We start from the raw sequence: 26,175 nt of genomic DNA, 5'->3' as shown, positions 1-26,175 counted from the left end.
ATTTGGATATAATAGAATTTTTAAATGGGAATGGTATTATCGTTGGGGAGGAAAACTTTCCTAAGGGTAGTAAGAAAAAATATATGTGGGATATTGACTATCAAATAGCATTAATGGTGGAAATTCAAAAAATAATGATGGGTAAAAAATCATATATAATTCCTAGAATAGAAAGTTCAATTGGACATGAAATAGAAACATTTATTGTACAAGCAAAAAAAACTTCTAAAATGTTAAAGTTGTTTGAGGAAAAAATGTCTAAAAGCGATTTAGATTACTTTATTATTGAGGAAGGAAATAAAATTTTAGATAGAGCTAACAAATCTTTAGATACATTAGATGAGGATGAATACTTAAAAATAATAGTAAGGAGTATGAATAATTATGAGGTTTGCTTAGGAAGAGTAGATGAAGGAAATCTAAAAAAAGAGGGAATGGCAATTTGTATAAGAACAATAAGATATATCTCATATAATATGATTGAACATGATTGCTATAGTTATATAAAAAGGTTAAAAAGAAGGGGGTATAGTGGTGATATTGTTCATATAATAAATAAGTTTGCAGAAGAGTCTAATTTAAAAAGTGAAAGTATAGATTATATGAAAGTACTGGCAAATTATCCTGTAGAGTCAATAAAAGTATTATCAAAACTAAGGTACGATAGAGAACGATTCACTGATGATGAATGGGCAAAGGAGATTAATATGTCTCAAAGTATAGATGGTATTGAGCTTTTATGAATGGAGGAACAAAATGAATAAATTTAGATATATAGATAAAAAGATATTGTGTAGCTATGACCTAAGTGAGGAATTTTTTAAAGAACTAGGTGTAGAAGTATATGATATTATTCCATTAAGAAAAGTATTTGTAATTTTTACCGATAAGGGTAAAAAAATATTAAAAAGAATTAACTCATCGGAAGAAAGAGTTGAATTTATAAATAAAGCTTTAAATATAATCAAAGAAAAAGATAAGTATATACTTCAATATTGCACTAATTCAAAGGGAAAAATAATCACTAAGTGGCATGGAAAATCTTTTGTATTATTAGATATGATAGATGGAAGAGAGGCTACATTTACAAATCCAATTGAAGTTGAATGGTGTACAAAGTCTTTAGCTAATTTCCATAAAGCATCAGAAGGGATAATTAATGATTTAAATGAAAAAGAAGTTAATTTAAATGGAGCAAAAAATTTAATTTATGAATTTTTAAATGATTTATGTATTATAACAGAGATTGAAAGAGTGGTTAGTAAATTTAATTATAAAAATGAATTTGATTTAATGTTTTTAAAGAATGTATCAAAAGCAAAAAATGATTTAAATAAATGTATTAATCTACTGACTGAAGGGCCATATAATGAGTTATATGCTAAAAAAGATAATTATGTATTGTGTCATTTAGATTTGGCTCATCATAATTTTATAATAGAGGATAATGAAATAAATATAATTGATTTTGATTATTGCAAATTAGGCATTAAGGTGTTAGATATATATAATTATATTGTTAAGGTTATAAAAAACTATGCTTACAATAAAGATATACTAGTTAAAATAATAAATGATTATAATGAAATTTTTGAAATATCAGTTAAAGAGAAAAAAGTAGTTTCTGCATTACTAAATTATCCAAGAGATTTTATAAATATTTCAATGGATTATTATTTGAAACAAAAGTCTTGGGATGAAGAGGTATTTATTAGTAGATTTAGAGATAAGATTGAAAATGATATTTTTAGAACTGAATTGTTAAGATGTTTAAATGAAAATTTAGAATAAAATTAAAGGGCTATGCGTTAGCATAGTCCTTACTTTATATATTACTTTATAAAAATAAGCATTAGAAGTTTATTATGCTTTCATAAGCCTTTATAGTGTTTAAGGCTGTATTTTTCCAAGAATAATTATTACTAGTAGACAAACCTCTTTCAATCATAGTCAATTTTAAGAAGCTATCAGTCAATACACGTTCCATTGAATAGCAAAGTTCATCAATATCATTAGGATCTATAAGTATAGCTGAATTCCTGCATACTTCTGGAAGTGAAGTGACATTAGAAGCTATTACTGGTACTCCACAAGCCATTGCTTCAAGTGGTGGTAGACCAAATCCCTCATAAAATGAAGGATATACTAAAAATTCACAGGCATTATAAAAAATAGGTAAATCATTTAATGGAATAAAATCAGTAAATATTACTGAATTAGAGATACCTAATTCTATTGCTTTATTTTTATAGATTTCGTATGATATTCCCTTTTTACCTGTTATTACAATCTTTAAATCTTCTTTTAAATTATCTTTTAAAAGAGAAAATGCCTCCAAAATGCCAATTATATTTTTTCTAGGGCTATATCCGCCAACATACAAAATAAAGTTATCAGCTATTTTGTAATTATCCTTAATAAATTTTTTACAATAAGCTCTATCAATTGGTCTATAAATATCTTCAGCGGCAAGATGAGTTACAAAAATTTTTTCCTTTGGAAAGTTAAATTCTTCAGCTATATCAAGCTTTGAAAACTCTGAAACTGTAATTATGCCATCGCAGTTATCTAATATTTTTGGCATTTCTTCATTGAATATTCTTAAATAACGGTCACTAACAGTTTGGGGCATTCTTAGTGGAATTATATCATGCAAGGTAATGGTCTTAGGACAATTAACATTGCCAGAAAGGCCTACACCATTTTGAGGAACGTGATATAGCTCCATATTAAAATTTTCAAGTAAATTAGGAACTTTTACATCATCCCAAAAATTATTGTTAGAGGAGTCTTTTGTATATTCTATAGAGAAATTATCTTTAAGATTTAAATCAGAATCTTCTGGGATGAAGGTAAGATAATGATTTAAATTGTCATATTTGCTTAAATTGGTAATAAGCTGATAAGTGTAGGTTCCTATACCTGTTCCCCTATACCATTTTGCGGCTCTTCCATCGATACCAATCTTCATGATTTAATCCTTTCAAAATAGTTATAATTTATTATATTATAATAATTTAAAAATGTTAATAAAAGTAGATATATGTACATATAAATATAAAGGGGGTGAGGAATATGATGAGAGAATTTGAAATAGAAAGACAGTTTCAAATAAAAATAGATATAATAAAAGCAAATAAAGGTATCTATTATATTAAAACCAATAAAGGTGAACGATGTCTTAAAAAAATCAATTATGGGCCACAAAAACTTTTGTTTGTTTATGGTGCAAAAGAACATCTAATAAAAAATGGATTTGATAATGTAGATAGGTATTTTTTAAATATAGATGGTGAACCATATGCACTAGTTAATGAAGATTTATATACCTTATCAGAGTGGCTAGAAGGAAGAGAATGTGACTTCCATAACATAGAAGAAGTTAAAATTGCAGCACAGACTTTAGCAAAATTACATGAAGCATCAAAAGGATATGACCCTCCTGAAAACTCAAAATTAAAGAGTGATTTAGGAAGATGGCCAAGCCTTATGGAGAAAAGAATTAAATCATTAGATAAGATGCGTGATATGATAAGGAAAAAAAATAGGAAGAGTGACTTTGATTTATTATACTTAAAGTCAATGGAGTTTTATAAGGAAATTGGAAAGAAGGCACTAAATACTTTAAATTCATCTGAATATATTAAATTATGTGAAATTGCAGAACAGGAAAAGAGTTTCTGCCATCATGATTATACTTATCACAATATTATTTTAGGTAATGATAATTCTGTTAGTGTAATAGATTTTGATTATTGCAAGAGGGAAGTAAGAACATTTGATATTTCAAACTTTATGATAAAAGTTTTAAAGAGAAACAATTGGAACATAGATTTTGCAGATGCAATTATTGATTCCTATAATAGTATTTCGAAGTTAGATGAATGTGAATATAATGTCTTATATGCATACTTACAATTTCCACAAAGGTATTGGAGGTTAGCTAATAGATATTATTATAACGAAGTAAATTGGGGACAAAATACCTTTGATAGTAAATTAGAAAGTATAATTAACGAAAAAGATGAGTATTTAAAATTCTTAGATGAGTTTAAAAAGAAATATAACACAATTTAAAAGCCGGCTTTAAAGCTGGCTTTTAAAATACTGAGAATCAACATTTTGTTTAGTTAATAGTTAATGAATAAATTTAGCTAAGCTGAATTAAAAAAATAAGAAACTCTAATAGAAGTTTCTTATTTAACTATTAACTATATTAAATGTATGGTGATTTAGGATAGCCTTCACGATATTTTCCACGAGTTTGAAGTCCACCGATGCCTTTTATACCTGTGATTGTATTTTCAACTATATTTGTTATTGAAACTACAGAATCAATGTTAGTATAAGCTATTTTTTCGCATACAAAAACAGGATCTAAACAATGAATTAACACTCTACTAGGGGAACTAGCAAAATTAGCACCAGCATCTAATAGGCATTCATAGCAAGATTGACAAGCACCTGCAAAAATAACTAATTCATCATAACTAGAATTATAATTTCTAAGTGCCTTGACAGCATCTATATAATATTTTGAATTTCTATAATTATTTAAATCTAAGTAATCATCACTTGTTTTTAATACACTATCATGTCCAGTTAAAACTACAATATCTGGTTTAACTTCTTTAACTAAATCAACAACTTTCGTAGCTTGATCTTTTTCTGAAATAGCTCTACCAACAGCATCTAAAGAAAGTTGTTTATAAACTTTCAAGCATGTCTCTAAATAGTCTTTATCACCATCGATATGAAGAATTTTTCCAGGGCGCCCGAAAATTAATTCATTATTGGGTGCTTTTTTTTGAGATTTACTGCTACGTGTGAATTGTGATATATCATGCCTATATCCACGGGTATTTACAGCCTTTTTAATTGCGTCATTAACTCTGCTATTTAATATTTTCTCTTTTTCACCAATAAAATTAACATCAACATGTTCTAAATCATCTTCAGGTGAATCAGCAATTATTCTTATGCTTATACCTTTAAGTATATATACTATTTTACCATCTATTTCTTTTATATCGATAATTTTAAAAGTTATATCCTTATCATAGGATTTTCTTACAACAGTATCGCCTATTACCATTTTATTCTCCTAACTAATACATCATTTCAATCTATAATATGATATTTTCATGGCATTTGCCCCTCAAATATTTATTGATAATTTAATAATAATGAATAAAAAACTGTAAAAAAAGCAATAATAATTAATGGATAAAATGATAAATATATAAAGGTAAAAGTTTACATTGACAAAAACACCGTAAGGTGATAAAATAATTGGTTTTATTTGACAAAAGTGCTAAAAAGTTTTATAATATAGTTAGAAAGATGGTGGTCATATGGAAGGAAATAAAACATTAGCCAACATAAGAAGAGACATAGAAAACCACGTAGGTGAAAAAGTAACTTTAAAAGCCAATGGTGGAAGAAAAAAAATACTAGTAAATGATGGAGTAATAGAAAGTGTTCATCCAAGTATTTTTGTTGTAAGGTTAGATAATGACAACCAAAGGACTGTAACTTATAGTTATTCAGATGTTTTAACTAAAACTGTATCTTTATATTATGCGGTATAAGTAAGAGCTTCGAATTTTTTCGAAGCTCTTATTTTTGTTAAATTAAATTTAAACAAAAAAAAATGCATTTTATTTCTAAAAATACAATTATATTAATATACATATATAAGAATAAAAAAAAAGAAAGATGGCGGGTATCCATCTTTCAACTATGGTATAAAAGGGTATTGAGAATTTATGAGAGGTTATATGGTCAATAACCATCTTTATAATATGACATATTTATAATAAAGTCAACAATTTATTTAAAAAAAAATAAAACTTTTTTATTTTGACACTAAATTTCGACAATTTAAACTAATAAATGGAAAAAAATAATAAGGTTTAGAAAAGTATGATGAATTTATTAATTAAAAAGATAAATTTATTATTTAAAAATTAGTAAACAGTTTGCCTATATTAGAATAAATATATATTTAGAGAATATAAATTATAGTAGGTATATACTATGGAGGAGGGATAGGATGTCTCAGATAGATGTTATTAAAGAAAGTGTTCAAAATGAACAACTAATAAGAGAAAGCTCTACTAATAATGTATTAAAAGGTGAATATTTAATAAAGGACTCACATCCAGATGTTCATCAAATTTTAGGAATAGAAGCAAAGGCAACTATTACTAACAAAGAAATACTAGCAGACAAAATAATGATAGAAGGTCAAATTAATTATTCTGTCATGTACTTATCTGAAGATGAAAGTAAGGTAACTAGTATAAATTCTGTTTGTTTATCAGAAAAATTCGCTGACTATCTTGATATTAATGCTGAAGAACATAAAGTCATTTGTGAAGTAGAGTGCATAATAGAACATATTCAAGCTAGTATAATGAATGAACGTAAGATTGCTATTGACGGAATAAGAACAACAAAATGGCTATTGTATAAAATTTGCGAATTTGAATTTGTAAAGGAAATAGAAGGTAGAGATGATATACAAATTAAGAGAAAAAGTGAAGAAATAAACCAATTGAAATGTGAAAAAGAAATAGAGATAATGGGCAAATCTATGATTAAAGTAACAATGGATAAGCCTGAGATTGAAGAAATATTAGCATCTTCATTAAATTTGCATAAAAAAGAAGTAAAGCTTGGCGAAGGTAAAATTTACTTTGGTTGCTATTGTAAGATAGAGGTTTTATGTAGAGGTAAAGAAGAAAATGATATTTTCTTACTACAAGATGATGTTTATTTATCTAAAGAGGAAGAGGCTATTGGAGTTAATGGCGATATGATTGCGACTAATCAAATGGAAATAGTAAATTCAGATAGTATAATAACAGCAGATGATTTAGGCGAGAATAGAGTTATTAATGTTGAGTTTAATGTAAAAGGAACTGTTAAGGTTATATCTAAAGAAATAATTGATGTTATTAAAGATGCATATTCACCAACACAATCAATTGAATTAACAAAGAAAAAATATGATATTGGAATAGTGCAAGGAGTAGTACCATCAGAATTAATAATAAAAGATAATTTATATCCAAAAAACGAGGATGAAAAAATTTCTTGTGTAGTTTGGACAGGCGGTTGTCCTTTAATTACTGAAACTTCTATTGAAGATGATAAGGTTAAGATTGAAGGTATAGTAAAAGTACAAGTTCTTTATAAGGTGGCAGAAGAGGAATGTAAGTTAGATATGTGTAGTGGAGAGATTCCATTTACATCAGTAATTGATTTAAAAGGTATTAAACCTGATATGAGTGCTATCTGTAAAGTTAAGTTGGAAAATTTAGATGGAACTGTTGAAGCTAATACAATAGGAATAAGAGCAACATTATCACTATTAGCTAAAGCTTACTATAAGATTGAAAAGGAATGGATAGTTGATATTCAAGAAGGAGAAGCAGAGAAAGAATGTAAAAAGGCATCAGTAACAATATACGTTGTTACTAGTGGTGATACATTATGGGAATTAGCTAAGAAATATAATACTACAATGGATTCATTGATTAAAATTAACGAATTAGAAAGTCCAGAGGCATTAGTTGAAGGAAAGAAGATAATAATACCTGGCAAATGTAAATTTTAATATTATTTAAGTTATAGGCCATTACAGCTTGATGTAATGGCCTTTTTCTATATGAATATATTTTGTTGTATTGGATAAAATAAGAAATACATGATATGAGGTGATAATTTGAGTGAAAAAATAAGTGGCAATTTAATTATAATTGGCGGAGCTGAAGATAAGAAGGGAAAGAAAGAGATACTAAAAAGGGTAGCAAAATATATTGATCCCAATAAAGACAAAATGCTAATAGCAACTATAGCAACAGAATACCCTGAAAAAAGCTATGAGAATTATAAAACTATATTTAATAATTTAGGTATAAAAAACATTGAAAAATTAGATATAAGTGTGAGAGAAGAGGCTTTTGAGAAAGAGAATATTGATTTAATTAAGGAAGCAGATTTATTATTTTTTACAGGTGGAGACCAATTAAGGATAACTAGTATGATAGGAGGAAGTCCAGTGTATGATGCTATTAAAGAATTATGTATTAATGGTGGTATTATTGCAGGAACATCAGCAGGGGCTTCTGTTATGAGCGATACAATGATTGTAGAAGGAAATGATGAAGAATCACCACATAAATGCACATTAAAAATGTCACCAGGATTAGGTCTAGTAAAAAATATAATAATAGATCAGCATTTTGCTCAAAGAGGAAGAATAGGAAGATTGCTTACTGCAATTGCTCAGAATCCCGAAGTATTAGGAATAGGTATAGATGAAGATACTGCAATATTAGTAAGTGATAAAGGAACAGCAGAAGTAATTGGCTCGGGAGCGGTATATTTTATTGATGGAAGCTGTATTGATTATAGTAATGTTTCAGAACAATATAGCGAAGAAGTACTCAGCATGTTTAATGTTAAACTGCATGTATTAAAAGAAGGAAATAGATTTAATTTATTAAAAAAGGTACCTTTTGAGGAGGATAAGGATTTTTATGAAAATCATAGATAGTACTGTTTATGATGGTAGAAATATTCATTCACATAAGAAATGTATAGTGTTAGACGTTGATTTGGAGGGATATTCGGAAATACCAAGCAAAGACATTAAAGGATTTAATGAAAAATTAGTGAAGTTACTTCCAATATTATATACACACAGATGTGGTATAGATGAAGAAGGCGGATTTGTTAAGCGATTAAAAGAAGGAACATATCTTGCACATATTTGCGAGCATATGATTATTGCCATGCATAATATTCTCGGAATGGATATAGCTTATGGAAAAGCTAGAGAAATTGAAGGTGATAAATATATTGTTGTATTTCAATATGAGTATCCAAGAGCAGGACTTGAGATAGGGAGGCTTGCTGTAGATATTATTAATTCATTTATAGAAAATAAAAATATATTATTTGATGACAGACTTAACGTAATAAAAAATATATTAAATGAGGAACTAATAGGACCTAGTTCATTTGAAATTTGTAATGCTGCGCAAAAAGTTGGTATGCCTATTTTGAAAATTGGGAATAGTGGATTTTATCAAATTGGATATGGAAAACAAGGTAGAATAATAGAATCAGCTATTAGTAACTCAACTAGTTGTGTTGCAGCTGATATTTCTTGTGATAAATTACTTACTAAAGAAATACTTAGAATACAGAACCTGCCTATTTCTAGGGGGGAGAAGGTAAGTAATATTATAGGGTTATTAAAAGCTGCAGAAAACTTAGAATATCCGGTTGTATTAAAACCTGAGTTTGGAAGTAAGGGTAGAGATGTAATACTAAAGATAAAAACTGATAAAGAATTGGTGGATTCTTATCAGAAGTTAACTAAAAAATATAAGGATATAATAATAGAAAAATATTACGAAGGCGATGACTATAGAGTATGTGTTATAAATAATAAAGTTGTTGCTGTATCAAAGAGAATTCCACCATATATTATAGGTGATGGAATAAAATCAATAAATCAGCTTATAAATGATTTGAACAGTGATGAAAGAAGAGGCGAAGATCATGAAAAGCCACTTACTAAAATTAAAATAGATGATGAAGTTATTAGAAATTTAAATATAAATAATTATGGAATAAATTCAATTTTAGAAAAAGGTAAAAAGCTAATTTTAAGACAAAATTCAAACTTATCAACAGGGGGAATAGCTGTTGATTGTACTGATGATATTTCAGAGGAAAATAAAGAAATATGTATAAGAGCAGCTAAGGCTATTGGATTAGATATTTGTGGTGTAGATATTTGCACAAAGAGTATTAAAAAATCATTACTTGAAGAAGGTGCGATAATAGAAGTTAATGCAGCACCAGGATTAAGAATGCATTCATATCCTGCTATTGGAAAGAAAAGAAATGTTGGAATTGAAATAGTTAATATGATGTATAATAATAATCCTAAGAATATACCTGTTATTTCAATTACAGGCACAAATGGAAAAACTACAACTACAAGGATTATAAATAGTACATTATCAAAAATGGGATATTGTGTTGGAATGACTAGTACAGATGGTATTTATATAAATGGAGCATGTATAGATAATGGTGATGATACTGGATTTGAAAGTGCAAAGTGTGTATTGTTTAATAAAGATGTTGACGTAGCTGTTTTAGAAACGGCAAGAGGTGGTATAATAAGGAAAGGATTAGCTTATGATTTGGCTGATGTTGCAGTAATAACCAATATTACTGAAGATCACTTAGGGTTAAATAGAGTTAATACAATGGAAGATTTATGTATGGTGAAATCTTTAGTAGCAGAAGCTGTTAAAGAAGATGGTTATGTTGTAATAAATGCAGATGATGAATGGAGTAAAAAGATAATAAGTAGAATCAATGCGAATATAATTTATTTTTCAAAGGATTATAATAACGAATTAATAATAAATAATGAATCTAAAAATAGTATAGCAGTATATTTAAAAGATGATTATATATGTGTTAAAAATTTTGGAAAAGAATATAAAATAATTAGTGTAAAAAATATACCTATTACATTAAATGGAACTTTAGAATTTAATGTTGAAAATGCAATGGCTGCTTGTGCTGCGCTAGTAGCATTGAAAGTAGATTATGCAATGATAAAAATAGGACTTAGTAATTTTAATTCAAATGAAAACACAGGAAGATTTAATATTTATAATTGCAATGGGGTTAAAATTATTTTAGATTATGGTCATAATATAGAAGGGTATAAAAAAGTACTACCTACATTGAGATATATTACTAACGGAAAAATAACTGGTATAATAGGTGTACCAGGTGATAGAGGAAATTATGTTGCTAAAGAGATTGGTAAAATAAGTGCTAACTATCTTGATAAAATAATAATTAAAGAAGATAAAGATAGACGTGGAAAAAATATAGGAGAAGTTGCTGAAGTAATTAATCAAGGTGTTTTAGAAAGTAAGAATAATATTAAAGCACGAATTATACTAGATGAAGTGAAAGCTTTAGAAGTTGCATTTAATGAATCGATTCCGGGAGATACTATAATTGTATTTTTTGAAAAATTACAACCATTATTAGATTTTATAAAAACTAATCAATCTGATGATGAAAATCTAGGTAATGTTGCTAATTCAATTTAAAGAATACAACAATGACATATTTACTATAGTAAAAATAATATATATAATATATTTTATGAAGTTCAGGGTTTTTGGCTCTGAACTTCAATTTAAAATAGATACTTTCCGGTTGAAAGGATTTGAATATATGAAGATAAAGGCGTATGCAAAGATAAACATTTCCTTAGATGTAGTAGGAAAAAGAAAAGAGGATGGTTATCACCTATTAAGAATGATAATGCAAAACATTGATTTATATGATGAGATATATGTTGAGAAGCGTAAAGAAGGTATAACTATAGATTGTAACAAAAACTATGTACCTACTGATTCAAGAAATTTGGCATATAAGGCGGCAATGTTATTTAAAGAAAAGTATAATATTAAAGAAGGTGTCTATATAAACATCATAAAAAATATTCCTGTTTCAGCTGGATTAGCTGGGGGTAGTACTGATGGGGCAGCAGTATTAAAGCTTATGAATAAGCTTTTTGAAATTAATGCTTCAGATGAAGAATTAATGGAAATGGGTTTAAGCCTTGGTGCTGATATACCTTATTGCATTAAAGGAGGAACTGCTCTTTGTGAGGGAGTTGGAGAGGAAATAACACCTCTAAAGCCGTTTAAAGATAAAATCTTAGTATTGGTTAAACCAAGTTTTGGAGTGTCAACAAAAGAAGTATATAAATCTTTTGATTTAGAAAAAGCAAGAATACATCCAAGAACTGAAAAATTAATTGAAGCTATAGAAAAAGATGATTTATATTATGTTGCAAATAACATGAAAAATTTACTAGAAAATGTTACTTTAAGAAAACATAATGTATTAATTAGAATAAAAGAAGAAATGAATAGATATGGCGCTGTTGGAAGTATGATGAGCGGTAGTGGGCCAAGTGTTTTTGCATTTTTTGATGATATGCTAAAAGCTCAAAGGTGCTACGAAAAGATGAAAGAAAATCATAGAGAAGTATTTTTAACTAGAACTATCTAAAAAATTAAATATTATAATGAAATGAATAAACCCCTTTAAATTGTCAATAATTATTACTAGAAAGGGGTTATGTTATGAAAAGATATATGTATTTTATAATAGTTTTAATTTTAGTAATATTTACATTGAATGGATGTGCTCAAGTTAATAATATAAATAATAATAGTTTAGAGCTTAATGAACTTAATTATGATGATATAAAGGACAAGCTGATTAGATTTCATGTAATAGCAAATAGCGATACAGAAGAAGATCAAAATCTTAAATTAAAAGTAAGAGATAGGGTTGTTGAAGCATTAAGTGAAAAGCTTAAAGGAGTAGAGTCGTTAGAAGAAGCAGAGGAGATTTTAGAAGATAATATTGAATATGTTAATGAAATAGCGAGACAAGTTATTACTAGCAATAATTATGATTATGAAGTAAATACAATGTTATCATATGAAAATTTTCCTAATAAAGTATATGGTGACTATATATTTCCACAGGGAAATTATGAAGCATATAGAGTTATAATAGGTTCAGGACAAGGACAAAATTGGTGGTGTGTAATGTTTCCATCATTATGTTTTGTTGATGAAAGTAAAAGTGATGTTGATTCAACAAAATTAAAAGAGGAAATTGAGAACATTGAACCAAAAGAAGATAAAGAAGAAAATAAAGTAGAAAAAAATACAAGTGATTTAAATAAAGAAGATAATAGTACAAAGAATATTAAAGTAAAATTTAAAATTGTTGAAGTTATTAATGATTTATTTAAATAATTAGGAGGATAAAATGACAAAAGCATTAGCGATGGTTTCAGGTGGATTAGACAGTATATTAGCAGCTAAGTTAATAAAAGAACAAGGTATAGAAGTAGTAGGAGTATGTTTTAGATCATATTTCTTTAGTGAAGCAAGTGCTATTAAAATGACAAAACAAATAGATATACCTTTAATAGTAGTTGATTTTTCACCAGAACATTTTGAATTAGTAAAGAACCCTAAGCATGGTAGAGGAAAAAATATGAATCCATGTATAGATTGCCATGCTATGATGATGAATTATGCAGGGAAATTATTAGAAGAACATAATGCAGATTTTATAATTACTGGAGAAGTATTAAATCAAAGACCGATGTCGCAAAACAGACAAGCTTTAAATATAGTAAAAAAAGAATCAGGATTTGCAAATAAGATATTAAGACCACTATGTGCTAAAAATATAGAACCAACTGAAATGGAGTTAAATGGTTTAGTTGATAGAGAGAAATTACTAGGTATTTCAGGTAGAAGCAGAAAGCCACAAATGGAATTAGCTGCTAAATGGGGAATAACAGAATACCCATCACCAGCAGGGGGATGTAGACTTACTGAGCCTAATTATGCATTAAGATTAAAGGATCTTTTAACATTTAAAGATGAAGTAGAAGAAGATGAATTAAGCTTATTAAGATATGGAAGACATTTTAGAACATCAGATAATAATAAAATAATAGTTGCTAGAACTAAAGAAGAGTCAGAAGCTATTAAGAAGCTTATAAATAAAGAATACTTATCATTCCATGCAACAGATTTTTCAGGAGCATTAGTTTTATTAGATAAGAACGGAACAGAAGATGATAAGGTATTAGCTGCAAGAATGGCTGCAAGATATAGTAAAGGAAGAGAAGAAGAAAAAGTAAAAATAAAATTTGGTATATATGGAACAAAGCTAGACAATCATATAGAAGTAGAACCAATTAATGATAATGAGTTAGAAAAATATATGATTTCTATAAAATAGGAGGAGAATATGGAGAAGAGAGCAATCATATCAGTAAAGAGTTTTTCAGATATTGATCCAAATGAAGCAATAGAAGTTGTAACACCAGGAACTTTTATTATACATGATGAAGGATTTAAGGCTATATATGAAGAATCAGAAATATCAGGAATGGATGGCACGACAACTACATTAAATATAAAAGATAATAGTATGGTACTAGAGAGAGTTGGATCTATAAATACAAATATGGAGTTTAAGGAAGGGGTAACGGCTGTATCTCTATATAATACTCCTTATGGAATTTTAGATTTAAATGTTGATACTAAGAAATTAAAGATAAATATAGATGAAAATGGTGGAGAAATACATTCAAAGTACGTTTTAGGCCTTGAAGGTCAAGAAGGTATAAGTACAGAATTAAGTATTAAAATTAAGGTAAATTAACTTAAATAGGCTTCTGAAAATAAATATATTTTCGGAGGCTTATTTTTATATGTATAAAAGTTTAGTGTAAGGAGAGAATTAAAGAAAATACAATGTTAAAAATAAAGGGTGTGAATAAAATAAATAAATATGAAAATATAATAATGATATTATGTCAATATTACGAAGTAAATTATGAGGAATTTAATAAACTATTAAAGAAAAGGGAAAAGTCATATTTAACAGTATTATTGATGAAAAAATTTAGGTGTTTAAATAGTGAAGGTTTAAAAGAAAAGTTAGGGATTATAAGTAATAGAAGTTTACACTACAAGATTAAAATTGCAGAAGAAAAGATTCTAATTAATAAGAAATTTAGAGATGAATATTTTGAATTAGAAGAAAAAATAAAAGAAAATTTAAAAAATGCATAAAAAACACTAGCCTAAATTAAACTAATGTGATACTATATTATCTATGATTGTTATTGCGCTAGGCAATAAGAGAGGTAATTTAAATTATATCACTATAAAAAGCAATAGTCAATAATAAAAATGAAAAAAATTAGAGCTGGGGGATTATACATGAATACAAAATATGTTTTTGTTACAGGTGGAGTTGTATCAGGATTAGGAAAGGGAATAACAGCAGCTTCATTAGGAAGATTATTAAAAAATAGAGGATTAAAGGTTTCTATACAAAAGTTTGATCCATATTTAAATGTAGATCCAGGAACAATGAGTCCATATCAACATGGAGAAGTTTTTGTAACTGATGATGGTGCAGAAACAGATTTAGATTTAGGGCATTATGAAAGATTTATAGATGAAAATTTAACTCAAAACAGTAATGTTACATCAGGTAGAATTTACTGGTCAGTTATTTCAAAAGAAAGAAGAGGAGAATATCTTGGAGGAACAGTTCAAGTAATACCTCATATAACAAATGCTATTAAAGAAAGAGTGTATAGGGTTGCTAAAGAAAGAGATGTAGATGTTGTAATAACTGAAATAGGAGGAACTGTTGGAGATATTGAATCACAACCATTCCTTGAAGCGATAAGACAAATAAAATATGATGTAGGCAGAGAAAATGTATGCTTTATACATGTTACATTAGTACCTTTCTTAGGAAAATCAGGAGAGCTTAAAACTAAGCCAACTCAACATTCAGTAAAAGAATTAAGAAGTATTGGTATTCAACCAGATATAATAGTTTGTAGATCTGAGAAGGAAATATCAGAAGATTTAAGAAATAAAATAGGATTATTCTGTAATATTGAAGGAAAGTGTGTAATTCAAAATTTAGATGCTGATCATTTATATGAAGTTCCATTAATGTTACATAAAGAAGGATTAGATAGATTAGTAGTAGAAAAATTAGAATTAGGATGTAGAGACATTGATAACAGTGAATGGATTGATATGGTTTCTAGATTGAAGAACCTAAAAGGTAATACTACTATTGCATTAGTAGGAAAATATGTTGAGTTACATGATGCATATTTATCAGTTGTAGAAGCGTTAAGTCATGGCGGATTAGCAAATGGGACTAACGTTGATATTAAATGGGTAAATGCAGTAGATGTTACAGCTGAAAACGTAGAGGAATTATTAGGTGGAGTAGATGGTATTCTTGTACCGGGTGGCTTCGGTGATAGAGGAGTAGAAGGTAAAATAGAAGCTATAAAATATGCTAGAGAAAAGAAAATACCTTTCTTAGGAATTTGTTTAGGTATGCAAACCGCTGTAATTGAATATGCAAGGAATGTATTAGGATATAGTGATGCAAATAGTTCTGAAATAAATCCAGAAACATCATATCCAGTAATAGATTTAATGCCAGAACAAAAGGATATCGAAGACCTAGGGGGAACAATGAGACTAGGATTATATCCATGTAAGTTAGATGAAAATTCAAAAGCTCATGAAGCTTATGAATCAGCATTAATTTACGAAAGACATAGACATAGATATGAATTTAATAATGAATATAGAAAACAAATAATTGAAGCTGGAATGAAAATTACAGGGACAAGTCCTGATGGTAGATTAGTGGAGATTGTAGAAGTGGAAAATCATCCATGGTTTGTAGCAGCGCAATTCCATCCAGAATTAAAATCAAGACCAAATAATCCACATCCTTTATTTAAAGCATTTATAAAAGCAACTTTAAAAGGAGAGGAGTAAAAAAACGAAGGGTTTACCTTCGTTTTTTTTTAATAATAAATATATGTTTGTTATAAAAAATATATAAAGTGGATAAGCTTAAAAGAGAAGTTACTATTGTATTTTAAGAATTATTAGTTCATAATTATATATAAATTTAAGTTTATTTTTTAAATTTATAATTTATTTTTGTATGGTTATGTTTCATTTCAAATATATCAAACCTTAAGGTAAATCTAATTTTTATCCCAAATTAATGAAAACTATTGGAGGTGTCATTTTGACAAGAGAAATATACTCTGAGATGACTTTAGTAGAGTTAAAAAACAAAGCTAAAGAACTTGGAATAAAAAACATAAGTAAGTTAAAGAAAAGTGAATTAATAGATGAATTAGTAAAGGTTACACCTAATGCAATTGAAAAAAATGGTGTTGTTTTAAGAGAAAAAATTGCACCTAAGGTAAAAGAACAAGAAAGTATTAATAGTACTTATAATAATTTTGCTAGTAAAGAGAATGCTAATAATATGACAGAAGAACAAAGGGAAGAAAAAAAGGAAAGATTGAAGGTTATGATAAATGAATCAGGTTCTTCTAAAGGGGTTTTAGAAGTTCAAGAAAATAATAACTTTGGTTTTCTAAGATGTAATAATTATTTAACTGGTGAGAATGACATATATGTATCTCCTTCTCAAATTAGAAGATTTAACTTAAGAACTGGTGATGAAGTTCAAGGAAAGGTTAGAGAAGCTAAAGAAGGGGAAAAGTTTAAAGCTCTATTATTCGTAGAAAAAGTTAATGGAGATAATCCAGAAAAAGCTATTGGAAGAAAGAACTTTGAAACATTAACACCAATATATCCAAATGAAAGACTACATTTAGAAACTAGTAACGAAAATGATTTATCTTCTAGGTTAATGGATATAATTTGTCCAATAGGAAAAGGACAAAGAGGAATAATTGTGGCACCACCAAAAGCCGGAAAAACCACTTTGTTAAAAAAGGTTGCACAAAATATTACTATAAATCATCCAGATGTAAAATTAATAGTTTTATTAATAGATGAAAGACCTGAAGAAGTTACAGATATGAAGAGATCTATAAATGGAGATGTAATTTACTCAACATTTGATGAAGAACCACAAAATCATGCTAAAGTAGCTCAGATGGTATTAGAAAGAGCTAAAAGAATGGTAGAGCAAGGTAAGGATGTAGTTATATTATTAGATAGCTTAACAAGATTATCAAGAGCATATAATTTAACTATTACTCCTACTGGAAGAACATTATCAGGTGGATTGGATCCAGGAGCATTAATTATGCCTAAAAAATTCTTTGGAGCAGCAAGAAATATTGAAGAGGGTGGAAGTTTAACAATACTTGCAACAGCTTTAGTTGAAACTGGTTCAAGAATGGATGATATGATTTTCGAGGAATTTAAAGGAACTGGTAATATGGAAGTTCATCTTGATAGAAGACTACAAGAAAGAAGAATATTCCCTGCTATTGACATTTATAAATCAGGAACAAGAAAAGAAGATTTATTATTAAGTGATGAAGAAAAAGAAGTAGCATATGCTATTAGAAAAGTAATGTATAGAGATGGAAACATAGAAAATATTACGGAAAATTTAATAAATATGTTATCAAAAACAAAAAATAACAAAGAATTTATTCAAACTTTCTTAAAAAGTGATGTTTTTAAAAAATAAAAAAACTACATTGAAGGTGTAGTTTGGAATATATCTAGTTAAAAAGAGGCTATATACAAGTATTGTAATAGCCTCTTTTGTTAATTTTATAATAAATGATGAATTGTTTTAAAAATGAAAAAATGAGAAAGAAAATAAAATTCTTTCTCATAAATTCTAACCTAATCTTATTTGTTAAGACCGAACTTCTTGTTGAATTTGTCAACTCTACCGCCGATATCAACGATTTTTTGCTTACCAGTGAAGAATGGGTGGCATTTAGCACATATATCAACTTTTAACTCTTCTTTAACAGAACCAGTTGTGAAAGTATTTCCACATGCGCACTTAACCACAGCATCGTGATGGTATTCTGGATGTATGCCTTGTTTCATTTGATTCACCTCTTTCAAAATACATTCATTGACTTAGCAATGACCTATTGAATTATAGCATAGTCGACAAATACAGTCAATATAGACAGAAAATAAAAACATCTTTTTAAGTATTTCTTAAAATGCTATAATCGAATGAGATACATATGAAGAGGAGAGACATTATGAGCAAATTATATTTTAGATATGGTGCGATGAATTCAGGAAAATCAACAAATCTTATGCAGGTTGCATATAATTATGAAGAGCGTGGAATGAAGGTTTTATTAATTAAACCATCTACTGATAAAAAAGGTGGAGATAAACTAGTTTCTAGACTTGGTGTAGAAAGAAAAGTCGACTTATTAATTAATGATGATCAAAATATATATAATGAAGTGAAAAAATGGCAAGATGAAAAGTACAAAATTGATTGTATTTTAGTAGATGAAGTGCAATTTTTTAAAGCATACCAAATAGATCAACTTTTTGAAATAGCAGTTTGTTTAGATATACCGGTTATATGTTATGGTCTTAGAACAGATTTTAAAATGCAAGGATTTGAAGGAAGTACAAGATTATTATTATTAGCACATAGTATTGAAGAATTAAAAACCATTTGTAAATGTGGGAAAAAAGCAATATTAAACGGAAGAAAAATAAATGGTAAATTTGTATTTGAGGGTGAACAAGTAGCAATAGATAATATAGATAATGTTGAATATGAATCATTATGCGGTCATTGTTACTTTAAATTTAAAAATCAATAAAAGGGTGAGAGTGTGATTTTATGAAAAAGTGTGATGTCGGAGGGCAAGCTATAATTGAGGGAGTTATGATGAGAGGTTCTAAAGGATTAGCTACAGCTATAAGAACTCCCAGTGGAAAAATTGAAGTAAATGTAAAGAAAACTAAGCCAATAACAAAAAAATATAAATTTTTAAATATTCCTATTATTAGAGGAGCAGTTGTATTAATAGATTCATTGATAGTTGGGATTAAAACATTAAATTATTCCGCTAGTTTTTTTGAAGAAGATGAGGAAGAATCAAAATTTGATATTTGGTTAAAAGAAAAATTAGGTGATAAAGGTGCAAATGATTTATTAGTTACTTTTACTATGATGATTTCACTTTTAGTTGCAGCTGGGCTATTTTTAGGAATTCCTACGGCAATTGCATCTTTGTTTAAAAATACTGGAATTTCTTCAGTAGCGTTAAATTTAATTGAAGCTATAATAAGAATAGCTATATTAATTACTTATATGTTTTTAATAAGTAAATTAGATGATATTTATAGAGTATTTCAATATCATGGAGCAGAACATAAAACTATTTTCTGCTATGAAGCTGATGAAAAGCTTACAGTAGAAAATGTAAGGAAGTTTGGAAGATTACATCCAAGGTGTGGTACTAATTTCTTATTTTTAACTATGCTTGTTAGTGTTATATTATTTTCATTAACTGGTTGGGGTGGATTTTGGCAAAGATTAATATTAAGAATAGTATTGATGCCTATAGTTGCAGGAATAACTTACGAAATTATTAAATGGCTAGGGAGAACAGAAAGTAAATTGGGAAAAATAATTGCATATCCAGGATTAAAATTACAAGAACTTACAACAAAAGAACCTGATGATGCTCAATTAGAAGTGGCAATAGAATCTTTAAAAGCAGCAGAAGGAATTGAATATAAGAAGAAAATAGGGGAATTATTAATAGATGGAAATAAAATATTAAAGGAAGCTAATATAGATACTTATATTTTAGATACACAACTATTATTAGGAAAAGTATTAGGTAAAGATAAATTACATTTGATTACTAATAAGGAAGAAGAAGTAAGTAAGTTTAAGGAAAGAGAATTTTACTCTTTAATTGAAAAGAGAAAAAATAAAATGCCTATAAGCTATATTTTAAAAACAACTGAATTTATGGGCTTAGACTTACATGTAGAAGAAGGAGTATTAATACCAAGAGGGGATACTGAGATACTAGTAGAAGAAACTCTTAAATTTATGGATGAAGATAAAGAGTATGAAGTTTGTGATTTGTGTTGTGGAAGTGGCGCTATAGGTATATCTATTGCACATTTTAGAGAGAATACTAAGGTAGATTTAATTGATTACTATGATGTTCCTGAGAAGGTAACAAAAAGAAATATTGTAAAACAAAAGTTAAGTAATAGAGCTAAATTTATAAAGAGCGATTTATTAAATGAAGTTATAAATCAGCAAAAGAAATATGATATATTAGTATCGAATCCTCCTTATATTAAGGAAGAAGTTATTGATACCTTAATGGAAGATGTTAAAGATTATGAACCACATACAGCTTTAAGTGGTGGAAATGATGGATTAGATTTCTATAGAAGAATTGTAGATGATAGCGATAAAATATTAAAGGAAAATGGTATTCTTGCATTTGAAATTGGCCATGATCAAGGTGAGGAAGTTAGCAATTTAATGATTGAAAAAGGTTATAAAAATGTTAGAGTAGTTAAAGACTTAGCTGGACTTGACAGAGTTGTTATAGGAAATATTTAGGTTTAGTTAATAGTTAATAGTTAATGGTAAAACTCTTAACAGAGTTTTTTAACTATATATTTTAAATTCAGCTTAGCCGAATTTATTCATTAACTATTAACTATAATAACTAGATTGTTGTGCAATTTAGTTATTATATGTGAAGCTTGATAAGTACATAATGGTTATGTTATAATATTTCAATATGAAAAAATACAGTACGGAGTGATATTATGTTATTAGATAAATTAGCATTTACGGAAAATAAATACGAAGAACTATCAGTTAAAATATCAGATCCTTCAATAATGGCTAACCAAAAAGAATGGAGAAAGCTATGTAAGGAGCACGCTGATTTAGAAATAATCGTAACAGCTTATAGAGAATATAAGAAAGTTGTTGAAGATTTAGAAGCTAATAAAGAAATGTTAGAAGAGGAATCAGATAAAGAAATGAGAGAAATGTTATCTGAAGAAATTTCTTTATTAAAAGAGCAAGAAGAAGAACTAGAAAATAAGATTCAAATTCTTTTATTACCTAAAGATCCTAATGATGACAAGAACGTATTTGTTGAAATTAGAGCTGGTGCTGGAGGAGATGAAGCAGCGTTATTTGCAGCTAATCTTTTCAGAATGTACACTAGATATGCTGAATCTCAAAGATGGTCAGTTGAACTAATGAGTTCAAATGAAAATGATCTTGGTGGGTTTAAAGAAGTTGTATTTATGATTAAAGGTAACGGAGCTTATTCAAAGTTAAAATATGAAAGTGGTGTACATAGAGTTCAAAGAGTACCTGACACAGAAAGTTCAGGAAGAATACACACTTCAACAGCTACAGTAGCTGTATTACCAGAAGTTGATGATGTTGAAATAGAAATCAATGATAAAGATTTAAGAATTGACGTTTATAGATCTTCAGGTAATGGAGGACAATGTGTTAATACAACTGATTCAGCAGTTAGAATTACTCATATTCCAACAGGTACAGTTGTAGCTTGTCAAGATGAAAAGTCACAGCTTAAAAATAAAGAAAAAGCTATGAAGGTTTTAAGAGCAAGATTATATGAAGTTGCTGAAGCTGAAAGACTTGCTGGAATCGCTGAAGATAGAAAGAGTCAAGTAGGAACAGGGGATAGAAGTGAAAGAATAAGAACTTATAACTATCCACAAGGAAGAGTTACTGATCATAGAATTGGATTAACATTATATAAATTAGATAGTTTCATGAATGGAGATATTGAAGAAGTTATTAATGCTTTAATTACTGCAGATCAAGCAGAAAAAATGCAGGCAATGGGTAATACTGATTCAATATAAGATTAAAAGCCTTGCATTGGATAATGTAAGGCTTTTAAAATAGGTGATTACATGAAAATAGAAAAAGCATTAAAAAAACAAAAGTTTCATAATAAGATATTTTATATAATTATGATATTATTAGCAGTGTTTCTTCCATTATGTACTTATTTAGCTTATATTAATTCAACAATAATGCTAACCTTTCTAGCATTGATAGAAGTTTTAATTTGCATAGCATTAATAAATAAAATTAATAAATCTACTCTTAAGTTTTCTATTTATAATAATAAATTGAAAATAAAAAATGGGTTATTTTTAAGTTATAGTTTAATTCAATGCGATAAAGTAGCTATTGTACATACTAATAAAAGTAATGAAGATATGGAAATAATTATTATTACACCTGTAAGGTATAAAAATAAAAAATTACATCCTATTTCAAAAGATTTTATGAGAAAAAATAAAGAAGCTGCAGATGAGTATTTAAGAATAAAAAAGATACGTCAAGATTGCTTATATTATTTTCAGGTTATTAATTGTGGTGAATTAAATAAGTATGTATTGTTAGATAACATTTATAGAAATTGTGTTAATGCAGTATATACGTCTTCAGCTATAGAGAACATAAAAATAGCGCGAGGACAAAAAGAAATTTAAAGAAAGAAGGTAAGTCTTTTATGGAAACAAAGGTTGCCATAATAAAAGATATAAATAAGGATATTAAATTTATAGAAGAAGCTGGTGCTATCATTAGAGATGGTGGAACTGTAGCTTTTCCGACTGAAACTGTATATGGATTAGGAGCAAATGCTTTAGATGAAGAGGCTGTAAAGAAGATTTTCATTGCTAAAGGGAGACCGCAAGATAATCCATTAATTGTACATGTTTGTTCAAAGAATATATCCGAATTAGTTAAAGAAGTGCCAGAAGTAGCACAAAGAATGATTGATAAATTTTGGCCAGGACCTTTAACAATTATATTAGAAAAGAATGATATTATTCCAAATATGACAAGTGCAAACCTTAATACTGTTGGAATAAGAATGCCAAGTTCTGAAATTGCTCTTAAGCTTATAGAATTATCAAAAAGACCAATTGCAGCACCTTCAGCTAATATTTCAGGTAGACCAAGTCCAACAGAGGTTGAAAGATGTATTGAGGACCTAAATGGTAAGGTTGATTATATAATTGGTGGAGAAAGTAGTGATATAGGAGTTGAATCAACTATAATTGACTGTACAGTAAATCCACCATTAGTATTAAGGCCAGGTGGTATTACTTTAGAAATGCTTAAAGAAATAGATTCTAATATTGAAATCGATAGTGCTTTAAAATCGAAGCCAACTGAAAATTTTAAACCAAAGGCACCAGGAATGAAGTATAGACATTATGCGCCTAAAGCACATTTAAAAATAATTAAAGGGAAAAATGAAAAAACTATTGAAATAATCAATGAAATATTAGAAAATTATATAGAAAAAGGTAATGATGTAGCTATATTAACTACAGATGAAAATTTAAATAAATTTAATAGCGGAAAAGTAATATCATTAGGAAGTGAAAATAATTTAAACGAAATTGCAAAAAATCTTTTTGAGACGTTAAGAAAATGTGATGACTTAGGAGTTCAACATATCTTATGTCAAGGATTTGAAGAAAAAGGCGTTGGTCTTGCAATAATGAATAGATTAAATAAAGCTGCAGGTTATGATATTTTAGAAGTGTAAATAAGGAGGATGGGGGAGCCTATTCTTCTTTTTTTATAAATAATTAATGTAATAATGTTAGTTATTACATAATAAATAATAGAAAGGTTGGTTTTATGAAAATTGCATTAGGTTGTGACCATGGTGGATTAAATTTAAAAGCAGAAATAGCTAATTATTTAAAATCTCAAAACATTGAGTTTAAGGATTTCGGAACTTATACAGAAGAATCTTGTGATTATGCTGATATAGCATTACCAGTAGCTGAAGCAGTAGTAGCTAAAGAATTTGATTTTGGTATATTAATTTGTGGAACTGGAATAGGAATAGGAATTGCAGCAAATAAGGTACCAGGAATAAGAGCTGCACTTTGCTCTGATACATTCAGCGCTCATGCAACTAGAGAGCATAATGATGCTAACATATTAACTATGGGAGAAAGAGTTGTTGGTAAGGGATTAGCAATAGACATAGTAAAAGCATTTTTAGGGGCCGAATTTGAAGGCGATAGACATGCAAGAAGAATAAATAAAATCACTGAAATTGAAAAAAAATACTCTAAATAATAGGGAGTAATTTAAATAATCTTTAAAGGTTTTACTAGGAGGAAGAAGATAATGAGTAAAGTAACAGAAATTAAGCATCCATTGATATTACATAAATTAGCATATATTAGAAGTAAAGATACTGGATCAAAATATTTTAGAGAATTAGTAGAAGAAGTTTCTATGTTAATGGCATATGAAGTAACAAGAGATTTAGAAACTGAAGAAGTAGAGGTAGAAACACCAATATGTAAGACTAAATGTCAAATGTTAGCTGGTAAGAAGATGGCTATAGTTCCAATATTAAGAGCAGGTCTTGGAATGGTAGATGGAATATTAAATTTAATACCAGCAGCTAAAGTTGGGCATATTGGATTATATAGAGATGAGGAAACACTTCAACCAGTAGAGTATTTCTGTAAGTTACCACAAGATATAGCTGAAAGAGATATAATAGTAGTAGATCCAATGTTAGCAACAGGTGGTTCTGCAGCTGATGCAATCTCTTTATTAAAGAAAAGAGGAGCTAAAAAGATTAGATTAATGTGTTTAATTTCTTCTCCAGAAGGTGTTAAACTTGTTCAAGAACAACATCCAGATGTTGATATATACTTAGCTTCTATTGATGAAAAATTAAATGAAAAAGGATATATTGTACCAGGTCTTGGTGATGCTGGAGATAGACTTTTCGGAACTAAATAATAAAAAGCGAAGACTAAGTCTTCGCTTTTTAATTAAATTACAAACAAGTTAGTTTAGTTAATAGTTAATAGTTAATGTAGAAATTCCTATGGGAGTTTCTTATTAATAATATATTTTTAAATTCAGCTTTGCTGAATTTATTTCTATAATTATTAAATAAAAAAGCAAAGGAGTGAAAGTTATGGCAAAAAGAGAAGGATACTTATCATGGGATGATTATTTTATGTCTGTAGCATTATTATCAGGAAAGAGAAGCAAAGATCCTAGCACACAGGTTGGGGCCTGTATTGTAAATAGAAATAATATAATTGAAAGCATAGGATACAATGGATTACCTAAAGGATGTTCTGATGATGAATTTCCATGGGAAAAAGAAGGGGAAACATTGAATACGAAATATCCATTTGTTGTTCATGCAGAGTTAAATGCAATATTAAATGCAAAGGGTAAAGATTTATCGGGGTGTAAGATATATGTTGCATTATTTCCATGTAATGAATGTGCAAAAGCAATAATACAATCAGGAATTAGTGAAGTTGTCTATTTAAGTGACAAGTATGCGGATACTGATTCAGTAAAGGCTTCTAAAAGAATGTTCAAATGCGCTGGAGTTGCTCTGAATCAGTTAATTCCAACTCACGAAAAAATAGAGCTATCTTTAAATATAAAAGATATTTAATTGCTTGATAATTTAATAACACATTAAATAAAGTAATAATTATCTATAAGCAAATTATGTTTATAAAAAAATCAAATACATACTTAAATAGAAAAGGCGTTATCATATAAAGGATTTAAGGAGAATAACAGGTACAGATATAGAGCAAACTTAAGTGTAAAATTAGTGGAAAAAGGTAA

25 protein-coding genes are annotated in these 26,175 nt (G+C 28.1%); 22 read left to right on the top strand and 3 right to left on the bottom strand.

Annotated features, from left to right (window positions below; all coding sequences use genetic code 11):
• Window positions 1-2: 2 nt before the first annotated feature.
• Entirely contained in the window at window positions 3-743 is a 741-nt protein-coding gene (locus HCG70_RS10235) for a hypothetical protein (RefSeq protein WP_052330698.1), read from the top strand.
• A 13-nt stretch (window positions 744-756) separates the two neighbouring features.
• Window positions 757-1,791: a CotS family spore coat protein gene (locus HCG70_RS10230; RefSeq protein WP_042399429.1), complete on the top strand. Its 1,035-nt coding sequence runs from the start codon at window positions 757-759 to the stop codon at window positions 1,789-1,791.
• A 61-nt stretch (window positions 1,792-1,852) separates the two neighbouring features.
• Here the strand turns inward: HCG70_RS10230 and HCG70_RS10225 are convergent, their stop codons facing one another.
• Window positions 1,853-2,971 carry a glycosyltransferase family 1 protein gene (locus HCG70_RS10225; RefSeq protein ID WP_042399432.1) on the bottom strand — a complete coding sequence of 373 codons (1,119 nt, stop codon included), beginning with the start codon at window positions 2,969-2,971 and terminating at the stop codon, window positions 1,853-1,855.
• 104 nt (window positions 2,972-3,075) lie between these two features.
• On the opposite strand from HCG70_RS10225, the gene HCG70_RS10220 reads away from it, so the two are divergent.
• A complete protein-coding gene (locus tag HCG70_RS10220; protein WP_042399435.1) occupies window positions 3,076-4,077 on the top strand; it encodes a CotS family spore coat protein in 1,002 nt (333 codons plus the stop codon).
• Window positions 4,078-4,216: 139 nt separating this feature from the next.
• On the opposite strand, the gene yabG is transcribed toward HCG70_RS10220, so the two are convergent.
• Window positions 4,217-5,095, bottom strand: coding sequence for a sporulation peptidase YabG (gene yabG, locus HCG70_RS10215; RefSeq protein ID WP_042399437.1), 879 nt, complete (start codon window positions 5,093-5,095; stop codon window positions 4,217-4,219).
• 259 nt (window positions 5,096-5,354) lie between these two features.
• On the opposite strand from yabG, the gene HCG70_RS10210 reads away from it, so the two are divergent.
• The 11 genes from HCG70_RS10210 to rho all read left to right on the top strand — a co-directional run bounded on the left by HCG70_RS10210 (window position 5,355) and on the right by rho (window position 18,186).
• Window positions 5,355-5,591 (top strand): Veg family protein, encoded by a 237-nt coding sequence (locus tag HCG70_RS10210; protein WP_042399439.1) that lies wholly within the window; start codon window positions 5,355-5,357, stop codon window positions 5,589-5,591.
• Window positions 5,592-6,055: 464 nt separating this feature from the next.
• On the top strand, window positions 6,056-7,624 hold the full coding sequence (locus HCG70_RS10205) for an SPOCS domain-containing protein (RefSeq protein ID WP_042399441.1): 1,569 nt from the start codon (window positions 6,056-6,058) through the stop codon (window positions 7,622-7,624).
• A 108-nt stretch (window positions 7,625-7,732) separates the two neighbouring features.
• On the top strand, window positions 7,733-8,566 hold the full coding sequence (locus HCG70_RS10200) for a cyanophycinase (RefSeq protein ID WP_042399443.1): 834 nt from the start codon (window positions 7,733-7,735) through the stop codon (window positions 8,564-8,566).
• The gene (gene cphA, locus HCG70_RS10195; protein ID WP_042399446.1) at window positions 8,550-11,165 is read left to right on the top strand and encodes a cyanophycin synthetase; all 2,616 of its coding nucleotides are present in this window, start codon (window positions 8,550-8,552) and stop codon (window positions 11,163-11,165) included. The genes HCG70_RS10200 and cphA overlap by 17 nt, the downstream gene beginning before the upstream one ends.
• Window positions 11,166-11,292: 127 nt before the next feature.
• A complete protein-coding gene (gene ispE / locus HCG70_RS10190; RefSeq protein WP_055291658.1) occupies window positions 11,293-12,138 on the top strand; it encodes a 4-(cytidine 5'-diphospho)-2-C-methyl-D-erythritol kinase in 846 nt (281 codons plus the stop codon).
• A 74-nt stretch (window positions 12,139-12,212) separates the two neighbouring features.
• Window positions 12,213-12,899: a stage II sporulation protein R gene (gene spoIIR, locus HCG70_RS10185; protein ID WP_221697708.1), complete on the top strand. Its 687-nt coding sequence runs from the start codon at window positions 12,213-12,215 to the stop codon at window positions 12,897-12,899.
• A 13-nt stretch (window positions 12,900-12,912) separates the two neighbouring features.
• Window positions 12,913-13,902 (top strand): DUF814 domain-containing protein, encoded by a 990-nt coding sequence (locus HCG70_RS10180; RefSeq protein WP_055291657.1) that lies wholly within the window; start codon window positions 12,913-12,915, stop codon window positions 13,900-13,902.
• A gap of 9 nt (window positions 13,903-13,911) precedes the next feature.
• A complete protein-coding gene (locus HCG70_RS10175) occupies window positions 13,912-14,328 on the top strand; it encodes a DUF1934 domain-containing protein (protein WP_042399459.1) in 417 nt (138 codons plus the stop codon).
• A 92-nt stretch (window positions 14,329-14,420) separates the two neighbouring features.
• Window positions 14,421-14,741, top strand: coding sequence for a hypothetical protein (locus tag HCG70_RS10170; RefSeq protein ID WP_042399462.1), 321 nt, complete (start codon window positions 14,421-14,423; stop codon window positions 14,739-14,741).
• A gap of 150 nt (window positions 14,742-14,891) precedes the next feature.
• A complete protein-coding gene (locus tag HCG70_RS10165; RefSeq protein ID WP_042399464.1) occupies window positions 14,892-16,496 on the top strand; it encodes a CTP synthase in 1,605 nt (534 codons plus the stop codon).
• A 259-nt stretch (window positions 16,497-16,755) separates the two neighbouring features.
• Entirely contained in the window at window positions 16,756-18,186 is a 1,431-nt protein-coding gene (gene rho, locus HCG70_RS10160; RefSeq protein ID WP_042399466.1) for a transcription termination factor Rho, read from the top strand.
• 167 nt (window positions 18,187-18,353) lie between these two features.
• On the opposite strand, the gene rpmE is transcribed toward rho, so the two are convergent.
• Complete coding sequence (rpmE, locus tag HCG70_RS10155; RefSeq protein WP_005212373.1) at window positions 18,354-18,560, bottom strand: 50S ribosomal protein L31; 207 nt, start codon at window positions 18,558-18,560, stop codon at window positions 18,354-18,356.
• Window positions 18,561-18,724: 164 nt separating this feature from the next.
• Here rpmE and HCG70_RS10150 point away from each other — a divergent pair, with 164 nt between their 5' ends.
• The 8 genes from HCG70_RS10150 to HCG70_RS10115 all read left to right on the top strand — a co-directional run bounded on the left by HCG70_RS10150 (window position 18,725) and on the right by HCG70_RS10115 (window position 25,996).
• The gene (locus HCG70_RS10150) at window positions 18,725-19,309 is read left to right on the top strand and encodes a thymidine kinase (RefSeq protein ID WP_042399472.1); all 585 of its coding nucleotides are present in this window, start codon (window positions 18,725-18,727) and stop codon (window positions 19,307-19,309) included.
• A 20-nt stretch (window positions 19,310-19,329) separates the two neighbouring features.
• Entirely contained in the window at window positions 19,330-21,084 is a 1,755-nt protein-coding gene (prmC, locus tag HCG70_RS10145) for a peptide chain release factor N(5)-glutamine methyltransferase (RefSeq protein ID WP_042399475.1), read from the top strand.
• A gap of 212 nt (window positions 21,085-21,296) precedes the next feature.
• On the top strand, window positions 21,297-22,382 hold the full coding sequence (prfA, locus tag HCG70_RS10140) for a peptide chain release factor 1 (protein WP_042399477.1): 1,086 nt from the start codon (window positions 21,297-21,299) through the stop codon (window positions 22,380-22,382).
• A 51-nt stretch (window positions 22,383-22,433) separates the two neighbouring features.
• The gene (locus tag HCG70_RS10135; RefSeq protein WP_042399479.1) at window positions 22,434-23,021 is read left to right on the top strand and encodes a hypothetical protein; all 588 of its coding nucleotides are present in this window, start codon (window positions 22,434-22,436) and stop codon (window positions 23,019-23,021) included.
• 20 nt (window positions 23,022-23,041) lie between these two features.
• Window positions 23,042-24,091 carry an L-threonylcarbamoyladenylate synthase gene (locus HCG70_RS10130; protein ID WP_042399481.1) on the top strand — a complete coding sequence of 350 codons (1,050 nt, stop codon included), beginning with the start codon at window positions 23,042-23,044 and terminating at the stop codon, window positions 24,089-24,091.
• A gap of 95 nt (window positions 24,092-24,186) precedes the next feature.
• On the top strand, window positions 24,187-24,636 hold the full coding sequence (gene rpiB / locus HCG70_RS10125; protein ID WP_042399483.1) for a ribose 5-phosphate isomerase B: 450 nt from the start codon (window positions 24,187-24,189) through the stop codon (window positions 24,634-24,636).
• A gap of 51 nt (window positions 24,637-24,687) precedes the next feature.
• On the top strand, window positions 24,688-25,317 hold the full coding sequence (upp, locus tag HCG70_RS10120) for a uracil phosphoribosyltransferase (RefSeq protein ID WP_042399484.1): 630 nt from the start codon (window positions 24,688-24,690) through the stop codon (window positions 25,315-25,317).
• Between the two features lie 181 nt (window positions 25,318-25,498).
• Complete coding sequence (locus HCG70_RS10115) at window positions 25,499-25,996, top strand: dCMP deaminase family protein (RefSeq protein ID WP_042399486.1); 498 nt, start codon at window positions 25,499-25,501, stop codon at window positions 25,994-25,996.
• Window positions 25,997-26,175 lie beyond the last annotated feature (179 nt).

Origin of the sequence: Clostridium sp. K04 (assembly GCF_019734375.1) — a bacterium.
Lineage (GTDB): Bacteria > Bacillota > Clostridia > Clostridiales > Clostridiaceae > Clostridium > Clostridium saudiense.
Note: the sequence above shows the minus strand (reverse complement) of the source record. Positions and strands in the feature narration are given on the sequence as shown.

Excerpts from the sequence above, each read along its gene's own strand:
- HCG70_RS10230 (WP_042399429.1), top strand. The coding sequence starts at position 757 with ATGAATAAATTTAGATATATAGATAAAAAGATATTGTGTAGCTATGAC.
- HCG70_RS10225 (WP_042399432.1), bottom strand. The coding sequence starts at position 2,971 with ATGAAGATTGGTATCGATGGAAGAGCCGCAAAATGGTATAGGGGAACA.
- HCG70_RS10220 (WP_042399435.1), top strand. The coding sequence starts at position 3,076 with ATGATGAGAGAATTTGAAATAGAAAGACAGTTTCAAATAAAAATAGAT.
- yabG (WP_042399437.1), bottom strand. The coding sequence starts at position 5,095 with ATGGTAATAGGCGATACTGTTGTAAGAAAATCCTATGATAAGGATATA.
- HCG70_RS10210 (WP_042399439.1), top strand. The coding sequence starts at position 5,355 with ATGGAAGGAAATAAAACATTAGCCAACATAAGAAGAGACATAGAAAAC.
- HCG70_RS10205 (WP_042399441.1), top strand. The coding sequence starts at position 6,056 with ATGTCTCAGATAGATGTTATTAAAGAAAGTGTTCAAAATGAACAACTA.
- cphA (WP_042399446.1), top strand. The coding sequence starts at position 8,550 with ATGAAAATCATAGATAGTACTGTTTATGATGGTAGAAATATTCATTCA.
- ispE (WP_055291658.1), top strand. The coding sequence starts at position 11,293 with ATGAAGATAAAGGCGTATGCAAAGATAAACATTTCCTTAGATGTAGTA.
- spoIIR (WP_221697708.1), top strand. The coding sequence starts at position 12,213 with ATGAAAAGATATATGTATTTTATAATAGTTTTAATTTTAGTAATATTT.
- HCG70_RS10180 (WP_055291657.1), top strand. The coding sequence starts at position 12,913 with ATGACAAAAGCATTAGCGATGGTTTCAGGTGGATTAGACAGTATATTA.
- HCG70_RS10175 (WP_042399459.1), top strand. The coding sequence starts at position 13,912 with ATGGAGAAGAGAGCAATCATATCAGTAAAGAGTTTTTCAGATATTGAT.
- HCG70_RS10170 (WP_042399462.1), top strand. The coding sequence starts at position 14,421 with ATGTTAAAAATAAAGGGTGTGAATAAAATAAATAAATATGAAAATATA.
- HCG70_RS10165 (WP_042399464.1), top strand. The coding sequence starts at position 14,892 with ATGAATACAAAATATGTTTTTGTTACAGGTGGAGTTGTATCAGGATTA.
- rpmE (WP_005212373.1), bottom strand. The coding sequence starts at position 18,560 with ATGAAACAAGGCATACATCCAGAATACCATCACGATGCTGTGGTTAAG.
- HCG70_RS10150 (WP_042399472.1), top strand. The coding sequence starts at position 18,725 with ATGAGCAAATTATATTTTAGATATGGTGCGATGAATTCAGGAAAATCA.
- prmC (WP_042399475.1), top strand. The coding sequence starts at position 19,330 with ATGAAAAAGTGTGATGTCGGAGGGCAAGCTATAATTGAGGGAGTTATG.
- prfA (WP_042399477.1), top strand. The coding sequence starts at position 21,297 with ATGTTATTAGATAAATTAGCATTTACGGAAAATAAATACGAAGAACTA.
- HCG70_RS10135 (WP_042399479.1), top strand. The coding sequence starts at position 22,434 with ATGAAAATAGAAAAAGCATTAAAAAAACAAAAGTTTCATAATAAGATA.
- HCG70_RS10130 (WP_042399481.1), top strand. The coding sequence starts at position 23,042 with ATGGAAACAAAGGTTGCCATAATAAAAGATATAAATAAGGATATTAAA.
- rpiB (WP_042399483.1), top strand. The coding sequence starts at position 24,187 with ATGAAAATTGCATTAGGTTGTGACCATGGTGGATTAAATTTAAAAGCA.
- upp (WP_042399484.1), top strand. The coding sequence starts at position 24,688 with ATGAGTAAAGTAACAGAAATTAAGCATCCATTGATATTACATAAATTA.
- HCG70_RS10115 (WP_042399486.1), top strand. The coding sequence starts at position 25,499 with ATGGCAAAAAGAGAAGGATACTTATCATGGGATGATTATTTTATGTCT.